Raw genomic sequence first — 17,260 nt, 5'->3', positions numbered from 1 at the left:
TTACGGCAAATATTATTAATGAAGTTTAAATTGGTTTTAAATCATAATTTTTAAATAGTCAAATAGAAAACTTACATTTGTTTGGAAAGCTATTTGATACATCAAAACTATGACAGATTCTGAAAAAAAAATACAACTTCGAAATTATAAGTTGCTAGCAACGGGATTATTCTTGTTGATGGCTATCACATTTATCATCATGAATATAATTCAAAAATCGACGCCATCGCATTGGGTAGGTTACATTCGTGCTTTCTCGGAAGCGGCGATGGTTGGTGCTTTGGCGGATTGGTTTGCAGTGACGGCTTTGTTTCATCATCCGATGGGACTCAAGATTCCGCACACTAATTTGATAGAAAATAGTAAAGCAAAAATCGGTGATAATCTAGGGAATTTTGTTGTTGATAATTTTTTAGCACCAGAAAATATTCGACCTTATATTCTAAAATTAAAAGTCTCAGGATTTGCGGGAGAATGGATTGGTAAAGAGAAAAATCAGGATTTGTTTGTGAATGAAGGTTCCAATATTTTGCTCGATATTTTATTAAAATTGGATGATAAAGAGGTTGTCAATTTTATTTCGAACAAGGTAAAAGACATGATGGCTTCTATTAAAGTTAATAAACTTCTTGGTAATGGTTTGGAATATCTTATTCAGAAAAATGATCATGAAACTTTGATTACAAATCTAAGTGGTCAGATTAAAACTTATATTCTTCAAAACCAACAAATGGTGGATGAACGTGTTGAAAAAGAAAGTTATTTTTTCGTTCCTAAATCTGTTGACCGAAAAATTTCGGAGAAGATTGTCTCGGGTTTAAGCCATTATTTTGAAGAAATTGAGAATGATCAACAACATCCTTTACGAAAAGAAATTACATCGAAACTTTTGGTTTTTGCGGACGAAATAAAAACGGAAGCGAAATGGGAAAATGAATTTGATGTTATTAAAAATGATTTTTTGAATGGTGAAAAACTCAATGAATATGCGTCTGATATTTGGTTGTCTATAAAAGATTCTTTGCGAACAGAATTAACTTCAGAAGCTTCAAGTTTAAAAACTTATATCAAAAAAAATCTTAGCGAGTTATCCAATAATCTTCAAAATGATGAAGTTCTACAAAAGAAAATTGACAGCTGGATTCGATTAACGGCTTACAAATACATTTTAAAAAACACCAAAGAAGCGGGAAACCTTATCAGTAATACCGTCGGAAACTGGGAAGGAAAAGAGCTTAGCCGAAAACTAGAATTAGAAGTAGGCAAAGATTTGCAATTTATCCGTATTAATGGGACAATTGTTGGCGGTTTGGTTGGACTTCTAATTTATACTGTGGCGCAGTTTCTATAATTACATTTCTTGATTTAAAACTAAAAGCGGATCAATATATTCGCGGTCGTTACTCAATCTTGGGACTTTATTTTGTCCTCCTAATTTGCCACGATTTGACATCCATTGGTAGAAAAGTTTCGGTTTCGCAATATGGACGACAGGACGTTTCAAAGTAATATTATTATAACGTTTTGCCTCGTAGTCGGAGTTTAAAGTTTTTAAAGTTTCATCAAAAATATTAATGAAGCTGTCCAAAGATTCCGGTTGAGAAGTGAATTCGAAAATCCATTCATGGGCGCCGCTTTCATTGCCTGTCATAAAAACTGGTGCGCCAGTAAAATCCGATACAAAAGCGTTGGTCTCGCGACAAGCTTTCGCAATGGCATATTCGACATTATCGATCATCAATTCTTCACCAAAAGCGTTGATGTAATGTTTGGTACGACCAGCGATTTTAATTCTGAAAGGACTTAATGAAGTGAATTTTACTGTATCGCCAATCATGTATCGCCAAAGTCCGCCGTTGGTTGTAATCACCATGGCGTAGTTTTTATGAAGTTCAACTTCCGAAAGAGGAATCGCTTTTTGTAAACTTGTGCCGAATGTATCCATCGGAATAAATTCGTAGAAAATGCCGTAATCCAACATTAATAACATTTCGTCACTATCAGATCTATCTTGAATGCCGAAAAATCCTTCCGAAGCATTGTAGATTTCGTAGTAACGAATAGGCTTTCCTGTAATTTGGTTGTATTGATCACGATAAGGTTTAAAACTAATTCCGCCGTGAAAAAATACTTCCAAGTTTGGCCAAAGATCCGTAATGTATTGTTGGTTAGAGTCGTGAAGAACTCGACGTAAAAGTACCATCATCCAACTCGGGACGCCTGTTAAACTGCCAACATCTTGTTTAACAACTTCGGAAATAATGGCTTTTAGCTTGCTTTCCCATTCGGACATTAATGATACTTTTTTGCTCGGTGTATTGATGATTTCTACCCAAAAAGGTAAGTTTTCAATAAGAATTGCAGAAAGGTCGCCAAATTTTGTATTGAAGTTTTGATACATTTCTGAACTTCCACCAAGTCTTAAATTTTTATGTTGGAATAAACCACTTTCTGGATGGTTGTTGACATAAATCGAAATTAAATCTTTCCCAGCTTTGTAATGACAATCCTCGAGACTTTCATCAGAAATAGGAATGAATTTGCTTTTGGCATTAGTTGTCCCAGAAGATTTTGCAAAATGTTTAATTTGTCCAGGCCAAATAATATCCTTCATGCCTTGGCGAGCTTTTTCGATATAAGGCTCGTAATCTTCGTAGGTTACAATTGGGACATTATTTTGAAAATCTCGATAATTCGAAATATCTTTAAAACCATATTTTTTCCCGTAAACAGTATCTTCGGCGTGAAACAATTGCGAGAATAAAACACCTTTTTGAGTTTCTATAGGATGATCTATAAAATTATTGATTTGGTCTATTCGTTGTCGAATAAACCAGTTAACTACGGTGTTAAACATTGCTTTGGTCGCCATATCAACAAATATAATAATTTTGAGCCTATTTTGTTAGTTGAAAATTAGATTTAACAAGATTTTTAAAACAAAAAAACCTGCAGCATTGCTACAGGTTTTATATTTAGAATAAAATTCTTTAAAAGAATATTAAGCTTCAGTAGATTTCTCTTCTGTTGTAGGTACATCAGGATTTTGATCCTTAGCTTCTGCAACTTCTTCTTCATCTTCTTCATCTTGAGAAGCAGCACCACCTTTCATTGCATTTCTAGACATCTTAACAGCTACGATAACCGCGTTGTCTGGATGCATGAAAGTGTATTGTTCGTTCTTGATAGAACCAACATAAAGTTTGTTACCAATTTTAAGAGGTGTAACGTCAACAACAACTTCGTCAGGTAAGTTAGCTGGGATAGCTTTAACTTTCAACTTACGGTAAGTTTGTCTTAACACACCACCAGAAACAACACCTTTTGCACGACCTGTAATTCTTACAGGAACTTCCATGATAACTGGCTTGTCAGCAGCTAATTGGTAGAAGTCAGCGTGTAAAATTTTGTCAGTAATTGGGTGGAACTGGATGTCCTGAAGTACAGCAGCGATCGTTTGACCATCAACCTCAATAGATACCGTGTGTGCTTCAGGAGTATATACTAATCCTTTGAAAGCTTTCTCTTCTGCAGAGAAGTTCAAATTTTCTGTACCTCCGTAAACAACACAAGGAACTAATTCAGCATCACGTAAAGCTTTAGTAGACTTTTTGCCCACGTTTTCTCTTTTTGTACCTTGAATTGTAATAGATTTCATTTTAAAAATGTTTAAATTTTAAGTCTGCAAATATACAGAATTTTCTGAAAATGCGAAATATTTATTTTTAGATGATAAATTTATCACTAATTGAATGATGCTCGTGTACGCTTTTCATAACATCTGCGAAAAGTGGTGCACAGCTCAATACTTTTATTTTTGATGATAAACCTTCTTTAATAGGAATAGAATCTGTCACAATAACTTCCGAAATTTGAGAATTCTGGATATTATCATAAGCTTTTCCAGATAAAACTGGATGCGTTGCAATAGCTCTTACAGATTTTGCACCTTTTTCCATTAGGATGTCAGCCGCTTTGCAAAGTGTACCAGCTGTGTCAATCATATCATCGATAAGGATAACGTTTTTGTTGGTTACGTCACCAATTAATAACATTTCTTCAACAACATTAGCTTTTTTTCTTTCTTTATAACAAATAACAACCTCAGCTCCTAAATGACTTGCGTAGTTTTTTGCTCTTTTTGCGCCACCCATATCCGGCGAAGCAATTGTTAAATCATCAAGATTAAGTGACTGGATGTAGTCTACAAAAATTGTAGAAGCATAAAGGTGATCAACAGGAATTTCGAAGAAACCTTGGATTTGATCAGCGTGTAGATCCATTGTCATGATTCTTGTAGCGCCTGCAGCGGTTAAAAGATTCGCTACTAGTTTTGCACCGATTGGTGCTCTTGGTTTGTCCTTTCTGTCTTGTCTTGCCAAACCGTAATATGGAAGTACGACAGTAATGTTTTTAGCAGAAGCTCTTTTAGCAGCGTCAATCATTAACAAAAGTTCTAAAAGATTGTCTGCTGGAGGAAAAGTAGAACCGATTAAAAATACACGTCCTCCTCTTACAGATTGTTCTAAAACAGGCTCGAACTCGCCATCGCTAAAGTCTTGAATAATGATGTGACCAAGTTCTTGACCGTAATTTTCTGCGATTTTTTCAGCTAAGACTCTACTTGTTCTTGTGGAAAATAGATAGCTGGGTTGTAGATCTGACATTTTACTTTTTATTTTTTGCAAATTTAATAAAAAATAAACCACTCGATAATCAAGTGGTTTATTTTTATAAAGAATAATTGGTGTCTTTTCGATTAAGGGAATTTCACGCCAGAATACTTGTTAACATCTACTAATGGTAATGTTGACTTGTATTGTTTGTTAATTGCGTTAACGAATTCGTTAGCAACGATTGCGTAGCCTCTACCTGTTAGGTGAACACCATCAAGGGAAAATGCTCCACCAGTCACAAATGTTGCAGTGTATTTAACACCATTCCATTGGATACCTGATTTTTGTGCCAACTCTTTCATTTTTGCATTAGCATCTACGAAGGCATAGCCATTAGCAGTTGCTGCAGCTTTAATTGTTTCGTTGTAACTAGCAATTGCAGTGTTAACCTCAGTAACTTCAGTTGATGTAAGGATGTATTTATCTGCAAAAGGATATGCAATACCTCTAGCACTTAAATCTGCTGGAACGCCTGCTTCTGCTGTTCCAATTGCATTTTTTGTAGCTAATGGAATTAAGTCACTTGCTTTGGCTTGTCTTGCTTGTCCATAAGTAGCACCAAGGTAAGTTGCTAATGCCGCTAAAACTGGGTTGCCAGAGTTAGCTGCTGCATATGTAATTGCTGGGCCTAGGTTATTTAAACTTTCGTCCTTTATTAAAAGAGGATTAGCTGCCGTTTTGCTTAGCATTTGTATTCTGTCGCCTCCACCAACAACTTTTAACAGTTGTACTAAAGGACCATAAAGGTTTGCGTTCAGTTTGTCGATTGTTGCTTCACCTACTGCAATATTTCCTCCACCTAGAACAGAAGATGTTAAAGGGTTGTACGGAACAGTTGTAAGATTAGGGATGGTTGTCACGTCAGGAATATTTGCAATAACACCTTTTGCTTTAGTAGACGCAATTTGTGCAATTAACATATTGTAATATGTTTTAAATTGATCAGCTGGTGTTAAAGTTTCTACAGAAGAGTCAGCCCCTGCTAGTGCGTATAGAAGTGCATCATTGTTCCCAATCCATAAAGAGAAAAATGTTGGTTTTTGAGCTAAGAAATCTGCTATGACAGATGTCTGAGCATTAGATGCAAATCTTGTAAAATATGGGTTAGCTGTTGCTGGATTAGATGCAAGTCCTGCAGGATTTCCGTAGCCAGGAGCTAATAGATGCGCTACTTTTGCGCCAGGAACTCCCATGTTTTGGTATGGTCCACCTGCTGAAATATTATCTAATGTTCCGCCAGGATTGCTTGCTACAGGAGCTAAGCTTCCATTAACAACTTGAAGATTTAGTTTCCCACCAAAGCCTGGAAGGTTTGAGAATCCTCCAATGTTATTTGGCATCATTGGTTGTTTGAATTCGCCGCCGCCGGCTAATTTCATTTGTTGTGCAATCATCGATGGATAAGATTCGTTTTGCCCATCAGAGTATAATGCATTATCTCTATAACCAGAAGTAAGTGAGTTACCTAATGCTACATATTTTGTAAAATCTGCATCGCCTTTAGTTACGACAACATCAGTAACGTCGGTGTCAAAATCTGTTTTACAACTTTGCGTTGCTAATAAAGCAGAAATGCTAAATAGTGAAAATAATATCTTTTTCATAATGATTTAAAATTTTAGAACGCGTTATAAGATAGACCAAGGCCGAAGTAGTAAGCTTTCGCTTTTGCTTGTCCAACGAAGTTATAATACGTGTTGTTAACTTGACGACTTTGTGGCATTGCGTATGCTCCAGCAATGTCTACACCCAATTTGTTGAATTTGAATCCAAGACCCGCAGTAATAACATATGAATTAAATGATGGCGTTTCTGGGATGAAGTTTTCATTAGAATAAGGCGATTCATCGTAATAAGCTCCCAATCTACCAGCAATCATGTCATTAAACATATATTGTGTACCAAGTCTGAAAGTTTTAGTGTTTTTAAATTTCTTAGGTGTTACCAAAACTGTTGGGTCGGTTGGTTGGTTACCAACTGGAGCATGTTCGAAATCAAGCGTTAGTCGCTCGTATCTTGACCAACCTGTGTAGTTGAAGTCAGCTGATACTAACCATTTAGGTGTAATTTTATAAGTTGCACCTAATGTATACTCGTCAACCAATGGAAGAGTTGCTTTAAATTTGTCTTGACCATTAGCGTCAATACCTAGATTTGGATATAAAGATTTTGGAACGTTGAATGTTGCGGTTCCGTTTTTAGCTTTCATATCGATTGGAGAGCGGTAAGCAACATTTAGATCTAACTTGTCGTTTGGTTGGAAATAAAAACCAAACCCGAAACCAGATCCAGATGCTTTTTCATCATTAATATTAAGACTTCCTCCGTAACCAGTAATTGCTTTGTCCCAATCTACTTTTCCTTTTGCGTAAATATAGCTAGCTCCGAATGAAGCCCAAGGCGCAAGTTTAAAAGAAACCATTGGTTGGAAAAAGAAACTCTTTAGCTCCATTTTTTGTACCATTTCAGCGCCTTCCCAAGTGCTTGGCCATTGGATGGTGCTACCAAATGGTGTTGCGAAGTTAAAACCTAATGACACATCATCTGTTACTTTATAGGCTACAGCCGCATATAAAGGTGTACCAATTGGGTTGTCAGTTTCTGCAGATTGTAGCGTAGAAAGATTTTGGAAAGTCACTTTATTTATGGCTCCGAAACCACCTGCAACAACGCTTAGTTTAGCTGGGATGAAAGACATACCTGCAGGGTTAAAGAAAGTCACACTCGCATCTTCGGCATGTGCACTTGTGTGTGCCATCGCAAGCTGCTTAACTCCTTGTAACGAAACTCGGAATCCACCTGCGTATGATAAAACACCTGCTGCTAAAGCCGTTGTTATAAGTAATTTTTTCATAGAAGTAATGTTATATTATGGTCAAATATAAAATTTATTTTTTTAAGAATGTTAAAATTTTATAAAATTAACTAAACAAGCATTTAGTTTTTATGTTTGTTTAAATTTTAAAATGATTAAAATACATCTTAAATATTGGTTTAATTAGGATTTTATTATGTTTAATTAATATTTTGTTTAATGTTAAACATTGCAATGCAAGCCATAACAAACCATGTTAAGTTTAAGTTTTGATGTGTTAATAAATTGAATATATCATTATTAAATATTGATTGTTTTTAATAAAAGTTTAGATGAAATATAAAACCAGGATTTCTAAAATCTGCAATACAACTTTAATCAAAAAAAGTTAACTTTGCGAGAATAATATATTTTAATATGAGTTGTGGATGTAAGACATCCGGCGATTCAGGACATTCATGTGGAACAAAATCCTCGAATGGATGTAGCAGTGTAGATACTTGTGGAAATAGCTATAAATTAAATGTTTTCGATTGGTTGTCTGATGTCAAAAACCCAGGCACTTCTTCTAACGAATATGTAGAAGTAAGATTTAAAAACGATCGAAAAAGTTTTTTCAAAAACACAAATAACTTGCCTCTTGCGGCAGGTAACACCGTTACGTTAGAAGCGAATCCCGGTCATGATATTGGCGTAGTTAGTTTAACTGGAGAACTAGTAAAAATCCAGATGAAAAAGAAGAAAACCTCTACAGAAGGACTTCTTAAAGTGTATCGACACGCTACACAAAAGGACATCGAAGTTTGGCAAGAACTTCGCAAAAAGGAAAACGATGTGAAAATTCAGGCTAGAAAAATTGCATATTCAATTGGTCTAGCGATGAAGATTACAGATGTAGAATACCAAGGTGATGGGTCCAAAATCACTTTTTATTACACCGCCGATTCTCGTGTAGATTTTCGTCAGTTGATTAAAGAATATGCAGGAGCTTTCCGTACAAAAATTGATATGAAGCAGATTGGCTTCCGTCAAGAGTCAGCGAAAGTTGGTGGTATTGGATCATGTGGTAGAGAGCTTTGTTGTTCGACTTGGCTGACAGATTTTAGATCTGTTAATACCAATGCAGCGCGTTATCAGCAATTAAGTATCAATCCTCAAAAATTAGCTGGTCAATGCGGAAAACTTAAATGTTGTCTTAACTACGAATTGGATAGTTATATGGACACGTTGCGCGATTTTCCGGCGACCAATACCGTTTTAAATACCGAAAAAGGAAAAGCTTTCTGTATTAAAATTGACGTTTTCAAAAGAAAAATGTGGTTTGCGTACGTAGAAAACTCTATGGCTTGGTATGATATTGATATTTCTGATGTGAAGATGATGATTTCTGTTAACCAAGAAGGAAAACCATCGCCGGCTTTGGAAGATTTCAAGGCTCAAAACGCGCCAGTTGCTAATGTGGATTTAATCCAAGAAAGTAGCCTAGATCGTTTTGAAAAGAAATCGCGTCCAAATAATAAAAAGAATCCTCGAAATCGTAATAAAGATCGTAGTTCTAATGATCAAAATAACAGTGATCGACCGAAGAATAATCGCGAAAGAAGAGAACGTAGCACCTCTGGACAAAACCAAAACCGAAACGCTTCTAAGCCTAACCAAAATGGTCAAAATAACCAAAATGGAAATGCTCAAAAAGAAGTGAGAAAAGAGGTGAAGAAAGTTGAAGTTTCTGCGGAAGCTAACAACAATTTGGAGACGCCAAAGGCTAAAAAACCTTTTAACAATAAAAAGAAGTTTCATAAAAAACCAAATTCTAATCCTAATTCCAATAATGGGAACAATGTGTAAGTTTTTAGGAGTCTTTGTTTTGGGACTATTTTGTATTAGTTGTAATGATGCCAATGAGGTTGTTAGTATGCAATCTTTGGCTGGTTCTTGGAATAAAAATAAAATCCAAGAATTAACTTTTGAGGTGAAAGATCATCAAAATCCGAAAAATATTATATTTGTTGTTAGAAACAATGACAACTATCCTTATAGTAATCTGCGATTAATTGGTACAATTCTAGATGACAAGAAAAAAGTTTTGTCGAAAGATACGCTCAATTATGTCCTTTCAAAACCTAATGGTCAATGGCTTGGAAGCGGATTTGGAGATACTAAAGAGATATTGTTTCAGTACAAATCAGATTTCAAATTCCCGAAAGATGGTCAATTTAGCATTGGCGTAATACAAGCGATGCGAAAAGATAATCTGCCAGGGATTGAAGATTTGGGCGTTAAAATTGTAAATGTAAAGCCATAAATAATATATGGAAGACAATAAAAAATCAAAACCTGCCAGTGGATTTCCATTACCACCAAAGAAGAAAAAAACATCTTCTGGTATTAAAAGATGGATTAAATTTATTTGGCTAGGATTAATAGCAGTAATTCTTGGGATTTCGGGATTGTTTTTTGCTGTTTCACAAGGATTTGTCGGCGATATGCCAGATGTTAAGGATTTGGACAATCCAGATATCTATGTTGCATCGGAGATTTATTCTTCTGACAATCAGCTTCTTGGTAAGTTCGAAAAAGAAAAAACTATTCCGGTTACTTACAAACAGTTACCGCCTTATTTGGTGTACGCGTTACAAGCAAAAGAGGATGAACGTTTTAAGGAGCACTCTGGTATTGACTTAAAGTCGATTGCGAGAGCTGTTTATTTCGGTGGCGATAGAGGTGGAGGTTCTACGATTTCTCAACAGTTAGCGAAGTTGTTATTCACTGGTCAAGCTTCTCAAAATAAGTTTCAACGTGCGTTCCAAAAGTTGAAAGAATGGTGTGTTGCAGTAAGTTTAGAAAAACGATATACCAAGGAAGAAATCATCACTTTGTATTTTAACAAGTTTGATTTTTTGTTTAATGCAAAAGGTGTTGAAATGGCTTCTAAGGTTTATTTCAATAAATCAACTAAAGATTTAACGCTTCCAGAAGCTGCAACATTTGTGGCAATGTTGGAAAATCCACGTAAAAATAATCCTTACCGTAAGCCAGAAAGAGCTAAAGAAAGACGTAATGTTGTACTTAAGCAAATGTTGGACACTGGTTATCTTGATCAACAGACTTATGATAAAGCTATTGATGAGCCAGTAACTGTAACTTTTTCTCCTGTTGAAAAGGTTGAAGAAGATTACTCTGCTTACTATAAATTTTATTTAAGAAAAGAGATTCAACAATATCTTACAGAATACGAAAAGCAAACTGGTAAAGAACTTAACCTTTATAAAAACGGTTTAAAAATTTATGTTACTCTAGATTCTAAAATGCAAAAATATGCCGAGGAAGCTATTAAAGAACACTTGACTTCTCTGCAGAAGAATTTCGATAACGAGATGAAATACAACTCTAATCGTCCTTATTATAATTTGAGTAAGAAACAGATTGATGAATTGATGATGTCCGCCGTTAGAAGAACTGGTCGTTACAAGCAAATGAAAGCTGAAGGCATGCCAGAAGATTCTATTATGATGGATTTCAAAACGCCAACTAAAATGACGCGTTTCACTTGGAATGGTGAAGAAGAAGTTGAGATGACGCCATGGGATTCTATCCGTTATCATAAACAAATTGCACAAGCTGGATTGATGTCGATGGATCCGCAAACAGGTGATATCAAAGCGTGGGTAGGTGGTATCAATTGGCAACATTTCCAATATGATCACGTTAAACAAGGTAAACGTCAAGTAGGTTCGACCTTTAAACCCTTCGTTTATGCAACGGCGATTATGCATCTTGGGATGACGCCATGTTCTCAAGTATCGAACGGTACATTTACAAAGGGAAATTGGTCTGTACCTGGCTCTGGAGGTATGTTAACACTTAAAAATGCAATTGCTTATTCTAAGAACCCTGTGGCAATTCGTCTTGCTGAGATGGTAGGAACAAAGAATGTTATCCAAACAGCTAGAGATCTCGGAGTTACAGATCCTATTGATACAAGTTTACCAATGGCATTAGGTACTTCGGATATTACGATTTACGAAATGTTGGGAGCTTATAGTACATTCGCAAACTTCGGTAACTATACCAAGCCAGAGATGATTTGGCGTATTGAAGATGCCAACGGACGCGTGATTAAAGAAGTAAAACCTCTCGTTAAAGAAGTCATGAACGAGATGTATGCTTATACGATGATTGACTTAATGAAAGGTGTAACCGAATTTGGTACGGCTTCGGGAGAGCTTAAACGTCGAGGTGTACAAGCTGCTGAAATTGCTGGTAAAACTGGTACAACTCAGAAAAACTCCGATGGTTGGTTTATGGGGATTGCTCCTAAATTAGCGACTGGTGTTTGGGTGGGCTGGGAAGACCGTGCAACGCACTTTAGAAGTACTGGCGAAGGTCAAGGTGCGAAAATGGCATTACCGATCTGGGCAATTTTTATGAAAAAAGTATACGCAGATAAAACATTAAATATCTCACCAGAAGATAAATTTATAAAACCAAGCGATTGGACAGGAAGCTGTTCTGACCTTAGCGGACTTGGTGGTGGTTATGGTGACGAAGGCGGATTAAGGACAATGGATGAAATCAAAAATCCAACACCACCGCCAACTAATCATACTAATTCTGGACCTAAAAAGGAAGAGAATATTAATGAAAAAGTTAATAAGACTGACGATATAGATTTTAATAAATAAATTCCGAAGCCCACAATTTGTGGGCTTTTTTTGACAATGAATATTAAAAATATTACACATAATTTTGTTGACTCTTTTCCAGGAGATTTTTCTGGAGATCTACATCAAAGACAAACACCAGGATTTATTTTCGCAAAAGTGCTTCCTGCCGAATTTAATAAAATTGAACTCATTGCTTTTAATGAAGAGTTAAGTCAAGAAATTGGTCTTGGCAATCTAAATCAAGATTTAGATTTTTTGGCGGCGCAAAGTTTACCCGAAACTATCGAAACTTATGCAACTGCTTATGCAGGTCATCAGTTTGGGAATTGGGCGGGACAATTGGGCGATGGACGTGCAATTTTTGCTGGTGAAATCAAGAATGAAAATAATCAAAGTTTCGAATTACAATGGAAAGGTGTTGGTGCAACTCCATATTCGCGTTTTGCTGATGGACGTGCCGTTTTGCGGTCGTCGGTTCGAGAGTTTTTAATGAGTGAAGCGATGTTTCATCTTGGTGTTCCAACAACCAGAGCTTTAAGTTTGGTTAAAACCGGCGAGTTGGTAACGCGAGATATTGCTTATGATGGCCATTCCAAACAAGAGCAAGGCGCTGCAGTGCTTCGCGTTGCAGAGTCTTTTTTAAGATTTGGGCACTTCGAATTGTTGGCTGCGCGCAAAGAATTTGACACGTTGCAAAAACTAATTGACTTTGCAATCGAAAACTATTTTGATGAGGTTGATAGCCACTCCGAAACAAAAAACTTAGATTTCTTTAAAGCCATTGCCGATCGTACTGCCAAAATGATTATCGAATGGTATCGTGTTGGTTTTGTGCATGGTGTGATGAATACCGATAATATGTCGATTCTGGGTTTAACAATCGATTACGGTCCATATTCAATGATGGACGAATACGATTTGGAGTTTACACCAAATACAACCGATTTGCCTGGGAAACGTTATGCTTTTGGAAAGCAAGCCCAAATTGCACATTGGAATCTCTTACAATTGACCAATTCTTTATTTCCTGTGATTAAAGATGAAAAAGCTTTGCAAACGATTTTGGAAGATTATGCTTCTAATTTCTGGAAACTTCATGACGAGATGCTTTGTAAGAAATTCGGTTTCGATGCTTTATTAAAAAATGATGATCAATTTTTTACGACTTGGCAACAAATGATGCAAGATCTTAAGTTAGATTACACTTTATTTTTTAATGTTTTGACTGATAATATTTTGGAAGAAAATCTTGATGCTCAGAAGTTTATTTCAACGTTTTATTCCGTTACAAAAACAGAAGATTTAGAAAGGATTAATTTGTTTTTACAATCTTATCAAGAGCGTCTATCGCAAAATAAATTTTCAAAAGCAGAAGCACAGCAATTGATGTTAAAAAATAATCCGCAATTTATATTAAGAAATTATTTGTTGTACGAAGCGATTCAGGATTTGGAAAACGACGACCAAACTAAATTTGATATACTTTTAAAAGTTTTAAAAAATCCTTATCAAAAAGTTGACAAAAGCCTTAACCAAAAACGTCCCCAAAAGTATAATATGATCTACGGCTGTTCGCAATTGTCGTGTAGTTCGTAGAATTTTTAAATATGTGAGGACTTTCAAAGCTCAAAATTCTGAAAGGCTTTTGATATTTAATCGCTTTGTTTTGCTACGATTCTTATTTTTGCAAAAATTTTTCAATTGAAGATTAAGACTTATTTTATCAATATTCTGAAACTTGTTTTTCCATCCAAAAAATGGGAGTGGATTGTTTTCGCAGCTGCATTAACATGTTATTCGAGTTTTGCATATTTTATTGCTAAGAATTTCAGGATTGTTTTTGATGATCGTATTCCGTGGGATGCTTATTTTAGTTTTGATAATCGCGCAATTGTCATGACTGGCGGCGGCTTTGAGAGACATCCGCTTTCCAATTATTTTTTTAATTGGATCCGCGAATTTGCACTTTGGATTACTGATGGAAAAATGAATGCTGATTTCCGAATTGTCTTAGCACTTTGTTCAAGTTTTATTGTGAGTTTATCTATCGTTCAGGTTTTTAAGTATTTACAAAACATTATTAAACTTCCACTTTGGTTAAGTCTTTTAATTGTTACCTTTTTTGGACTTTTTACGACTAATATTTTATTGTCCTTCACGCCCGAGAATTATACTTACACATTATTTTTGCTTTGTTTGTTTAATTATTATGTAGCAAAACAATATCAAGCTGACAAGACTTTATCTTTTGGAGCTGTTACATTTTTTGGTGTTACAGTTGGTGGATTAACGATTACGAATATTGTTAAAGTTTATTTACCAATGCTTTTTCAACCCAAATTATATTGGAACTGGAAAAAAATCGGTCTCGAAATTTCTAAAGTATTAGTTTCTATAAGCGTTTTTGCTTTATTATTTTTAAACAGAATTAATTTTAACATTCAGAATTTCTTTATTAAAACTGAAGAACAATATGATAAGTTTTCGAATCCGAAGGTGACGCCGCTTTGGGATATGATTTATTCTTGGTTTTTTGGAGGTAATATGTTGTTCCCGTCTTTCGTTTTGCGAGATTATCACAACAAAAAAGGCTTCGAATATAAAGCCATTTTTATGGATGTTTATTCCAGTTTTTGGTCTTATCTGGTTGTTGGTTTGATTGTGGCGTTTGTGATTTGGAGTTTTGTTAAAAATTTTAAAAATCGATTGGTACAGATTTTATTTTGGTCATTGTTTATCGATGTTGTGATACACTGTGTTCTGAAATTTGGTCTACATACATCTTACATCTACGGTGGACATTTTGTGTTCGTTTTTCCATTACTTATTGGTTGGTTATTTTTTGCATACCGTAAAAACTCGATTTTAATAAGTAGTTTAACAACAAGTTTAGTATTGATAACAGTTTATCTTGGCATTAATAATTTCGTTAGACTCGATGAGTTTATTGAATTTTTAAATGTTTATTACAAATAAAAAAGTCCGAAGTTTTTGTTTCGGACTTTTATTTTATATTAAGTTAATTTTTACTTTGCTTCGACACAGAAGATTCTGTATTGAACGGTTGTTGCAGATCCGTAAGTAGCTTTAACACGTTTTAAATCGCTAGAAGCACTTTGCTTATTAAAATAACTTCCAGCTAATATTTTATAGTTTGGACGAAGAGAAGCATCAATTTCAACTTTTAAAGAAGGGAAATTTTTTCTGAAATCCGCGCCAATTGTTCGAGCTTCTTCATTGCTTTTAACAACCGCCACTTGGATTTTGTAACCCATAATTTTTGGATTTTGGCGACATATCTCGGCTTGCGTTAACTCTCTACTTGGTACCAAAATTTTTGTTGGTTGCTTTATCATTTCGGAATCGGAAGAGTATGATCCACCTTTTGGACGTGCACAAGACTCTTCTTGTTTGCTGATAAGATTGTCAATTCTTGAATCCATAGTCATGCTTACAGGTGTTCCAGAAATGGTGTCGGTTTTAACAACGAGTTGAGCAGTAGCCTTATATGAAATTACAAAGATGAAAATAAGTAGTGCTTTCGAAAGGATTTTCATTTATTTTATTTTTAGCAAATTTAATATAAATAAAAAAAATGCCAAACTTTCTTATTTAGAAGTATTATAAATTATTAACAAGTGAGAAAAAGCAGATATAAGATTCTCATAAATTTATGTTAAAGTCTTATTTTTGCCTAATTGAATGTATAATCAATATATTTTACTAACCCAAGATTAATTAAATGATTAGTTGGAGAAAGCATTATAAAAAGAGTTTGATAGCAATAGGTTTGTTGCTATCGACTAGCGCTTCTATTCATGCACAAGGAGATCCAAAGAAAGGCCAAGATCTTTTCAAAGCCAATTGTACGGCTTGTCATGCCTTGGACAAGCAGATGATTGGACCTGCTTTGGGCGGTGTCGTTGACAGGATTAAAAAGGAGCAAGGTTTGGAAACGGACTGGTTGCACAAGTGGATTAAGGATAATAAGGCGCTTAGAGCATCGGGCGATAAGTATGCTAACAAGATCTACGAAGATTTCAACAAGGTGGAAATGTTGCAATTCCCGAATTTGTCAGATCAGGATATCGACGATATCCTAGCTTATACGACAGATCCGCCAAAAGAAGAACCTAAAGCTGATGCTGCTGCAACTGCAACAGATGCTTCTGCTAACGTTCAACAATCAAAAGATAGTCAACTTAATTCTCAAGCGATTTTAGCAGCATTTGTTGTTATTGCTGGTTTATTACTTTGGTTATTAGTGAAAATCAGACAATTAGTTAAATTGCAACAAACGCCTGAGTTAACAGATCTTAATTCTACTAGAGTTAATAGTTTCTCAGAACTTTATAAGAAATACAGCTTCGTAGGTAAAGGTGTTATCGCTATTCTTGCGGTATTAGCATTGTACGGTGTTTGGAATTCATTAATGTGGATTGGGGTTTACAAAGGTTATAAACCTGAGCAACCTATCCATTTTTCTCACAAGATCCACGCTGGAGAAAATAAAATCGACTGTCAGCTTTGTCACTCAGGCGCGAAGTATGGTAAGGTTTCTGAAATTCCTTCAGTTAATGTATGTATGAACTGTCACAGATCTATTTCTGAGTACAACGGTAACTACATGGAATCAGGAAAAGATAAAGCATTCTACGATGGAGAAATCCAAAAGATTTATGCTGCTGCTGGTTGGGATCCTGCTAAACAACAGTATACAGGAAAGACTTCTCCAATCGAATGGACAAGAATCCACAATATGCCAGATTTCGTGTACTTCAACCACTCACAACACGTTGTAGCTGGTGAGAAGGCGATTATTTCGTCATTCAACAAGAAAAATCCTAACAATCAAATTGATGTTGTTTGTAAAGCTTGTCACGGTAAAGTTGATACTATGAATGTGGTACAAATGGCTAACGACTTTACAATGGGATGGTGTATAGAATGTCACAGAACAACAGAAGTTGACATGACTAACGGTTACAACCAAGAGTATTTCAAGAATCTTCACGACAAGTTGAAAAAACAATACGGCGAAGGTGCTAAAATTACTGTAGATGCTATCGGAGGTCTAGAGTGTGGTAAATGTCATTATTAAT

General features: G+C 35.4%; 13 protein-coding genes. 7 read left to right on the top strand and 6 right to left on the bottom strand.

All coding sequences use genetic code 11. From position 1 onward, the window contains the following. Positions 1–109 precede the first annotated feature (109 nt). The gene (locus AC23MB_RS00140) at positions 110–1,351 is read left to right on the top strand and encodes a DUF445 domain-containing protein (protein ID WP_487786226.1); all 1,242 of its coding nucleotides are present in this window, start codon (positions 110–112) and stop codon (positions 1,349–1,351) included. Here the strand turns inward: AC23MB_RS00140 and AC23MB_RS00135 are convergent, their stop codons facing one another. From AC23MB_RS00135 to AC23MB_RS00115, 5 genes are all read right to left on the bottom strand, one after another. Beyond that, the gene (locus tag AC23MB_RS00135) at positions 1,352–2,872 is read right to left on the bottom strand and encodes a GH3 auxin-responsive promoter family protein (RefSeq protein ID WP_487786225.1); all 1,521 of its coding nucleotides are present in this window, start codon (positions 2,870–2,872) and stop codon (positions 1,352–1,354) included. It abuts the gene before it with no gap. Positions 2,873–3,001: 129 nt separating this feature from the next. Beyond that, positions 3,002–3,658, bottom strand: coding sequence for a 50S ribosomal protein L25/general stress protein Ctc (locus AC23MB_RS00130; RefSeq protein WP_487786224.1), 657 nt, complete (start codon positions 3,656–3,658; stop codon positions 3,002–3,004). Positions 3,659–3,725: 67 nt separating this feature from the next. Continuing rightward, positions 3,726–4,667, bottom strand: coding sequence for a ribose-phosphate pyrophosphokinase (locus tag AC23MB_RS00125; protein WP_079666470.1), 942 nt, complete (start codon positions 4,665–4,667; stop codon positions 3,726–3,728). Positions 4,668–4,759: 92 nt separating this feature from the next. Then, on the bottom strand, positions 4,760–6,280 hold the full coding sequence (locus AC23MB_RS00120; protein WP_487786223.1) for an SGNH/GDSL hydrolase family protein: 1,521 nt from the start codon (positions 6,278–6,280) through the stop codon (positions 4,760–4,762). Between the two features lie 14 nt (positions 6,281–6,294). Then, positions 6,295–7,530 (bottom strand): OmpP1/FadL family transporter, encoded by a 1,236-nt coding sequence (locus AC23MB_RS00115; protein WP_374330365.1) that lies wholly within the window; start codon positions 7,528–7,530, stop codon positions 6,295–6,297. A 378-nt stretch (positions 7,531–7,908) separates the two neighbouring features. On the opposite strand from AC23MB_RS00115, the gene AC23MB_RS00110 reads away from it, so the two are divergent. The 5 genes from AC23MB_RS00110 to AC23MB_RS00090 all read left to right on the top strand — a co-directional run bounded on the left by AC23MB_RS00110 (position 7,909) and on the right by AC23MB_RS00090 (position 15,134). Further along, complete coding sequence (locus AC23MB_RS00110; RefSeq protein WP_487786222.1) at positions 7,909–9,339, top strand: PSP1 domain-containing protein; 1,431 nt, start codon at positions 7,909–7,911, stop codon at positions 9,337–9,339. After that, positions 9,332–9,796, top strand: coding sequence for a gliding motility lipoprotein GldH (locus tag AC23MB_RS00105; RefSeq protein ID WP_313215898.1), 465 nt, complete (start codon positions 9,332–9,334; stop codon positions 9,794–9,796). Before AC23MB_RS00110 ends, AC23MB_RS00105 begins: the two co-directional genes overlap by 8 nt. Before the next feature lie 7 nt (positions 9,797–9,803). Then, complete coding sequence (locus tag AC23MB_RS00100; protein WP_312321850.1) at positions 9,804–12,176, top strand: penicillin-binding protein 1A; 2,373 nt, start codon at positions 9,804–9,806, stop codon at positions 12,174–12,176. 36 nt (positions 12,177–12,212) lie between these two features. Further along, positions 12,213–13,754 (top strand): protein adenylyltransferase SelO, encoded by a 1,542-nt coding sequence (locus AC23MB_RS00095; protein ID WP_487786221.1) that lies wholly within the window; start codon positions 12,213–12,215, stop codon positions 13,752–13,754. A 105-nt stretch (positions 13,755–13,859) separates the two neighbouring features. Continuing rightward, positions 13,860–15,134: a DUF6080 domain-containing protein gene (locus AC23MB_RS00090; protein ID WP_487786220.1), complete on the top strand. Its 1,275-nt coding sequence runs from the start codon at positions 13,860–13,862 to the stop codon at positions 15,132–15,134. 50 nt (positions 15,135–15,184) lie between these two features. On the opposite strand, the gene AC23MB_RS00085 is transcribed toward AC23MB_RS00090, so the two are convergent. Next, on the bottom strand, positions 15,185–15,715 hold the full coding sequence (locus AC23MB_RS00085; RefSeq protein ID WP_313030915.1) for an SPOR domain-containing protein: 531 nt from the start codon (positions 15,713–15,715) through the stop codon (positions 15,185–15,187). Positions 15,716–15,900: 185 nt separating this feature from the next. On the opposite strand from AC23MB_RS00085, the gene AC23MB_RS00080 reads away from it, so the two are divergent. Then, a complete protein-coding gene (locus AC23MB_RS00080; protein WP_487786219.1) occupies positions 15,901–17,259 on the top strand; it encodes a c-type cytochrome in 1,359 nt (452 codons plus the stop codon). The last annotated feature ends 1 nt before the right edge of the window (position 17,260 follow it).

This window comes from Soonwooa sp. T0.1_25, from assembly GCF_057652215.1.
Note: the sequence above shows the minus strand (reverse complement) of the source record. Positions and strands in the feature narration are given on the sequence as shown.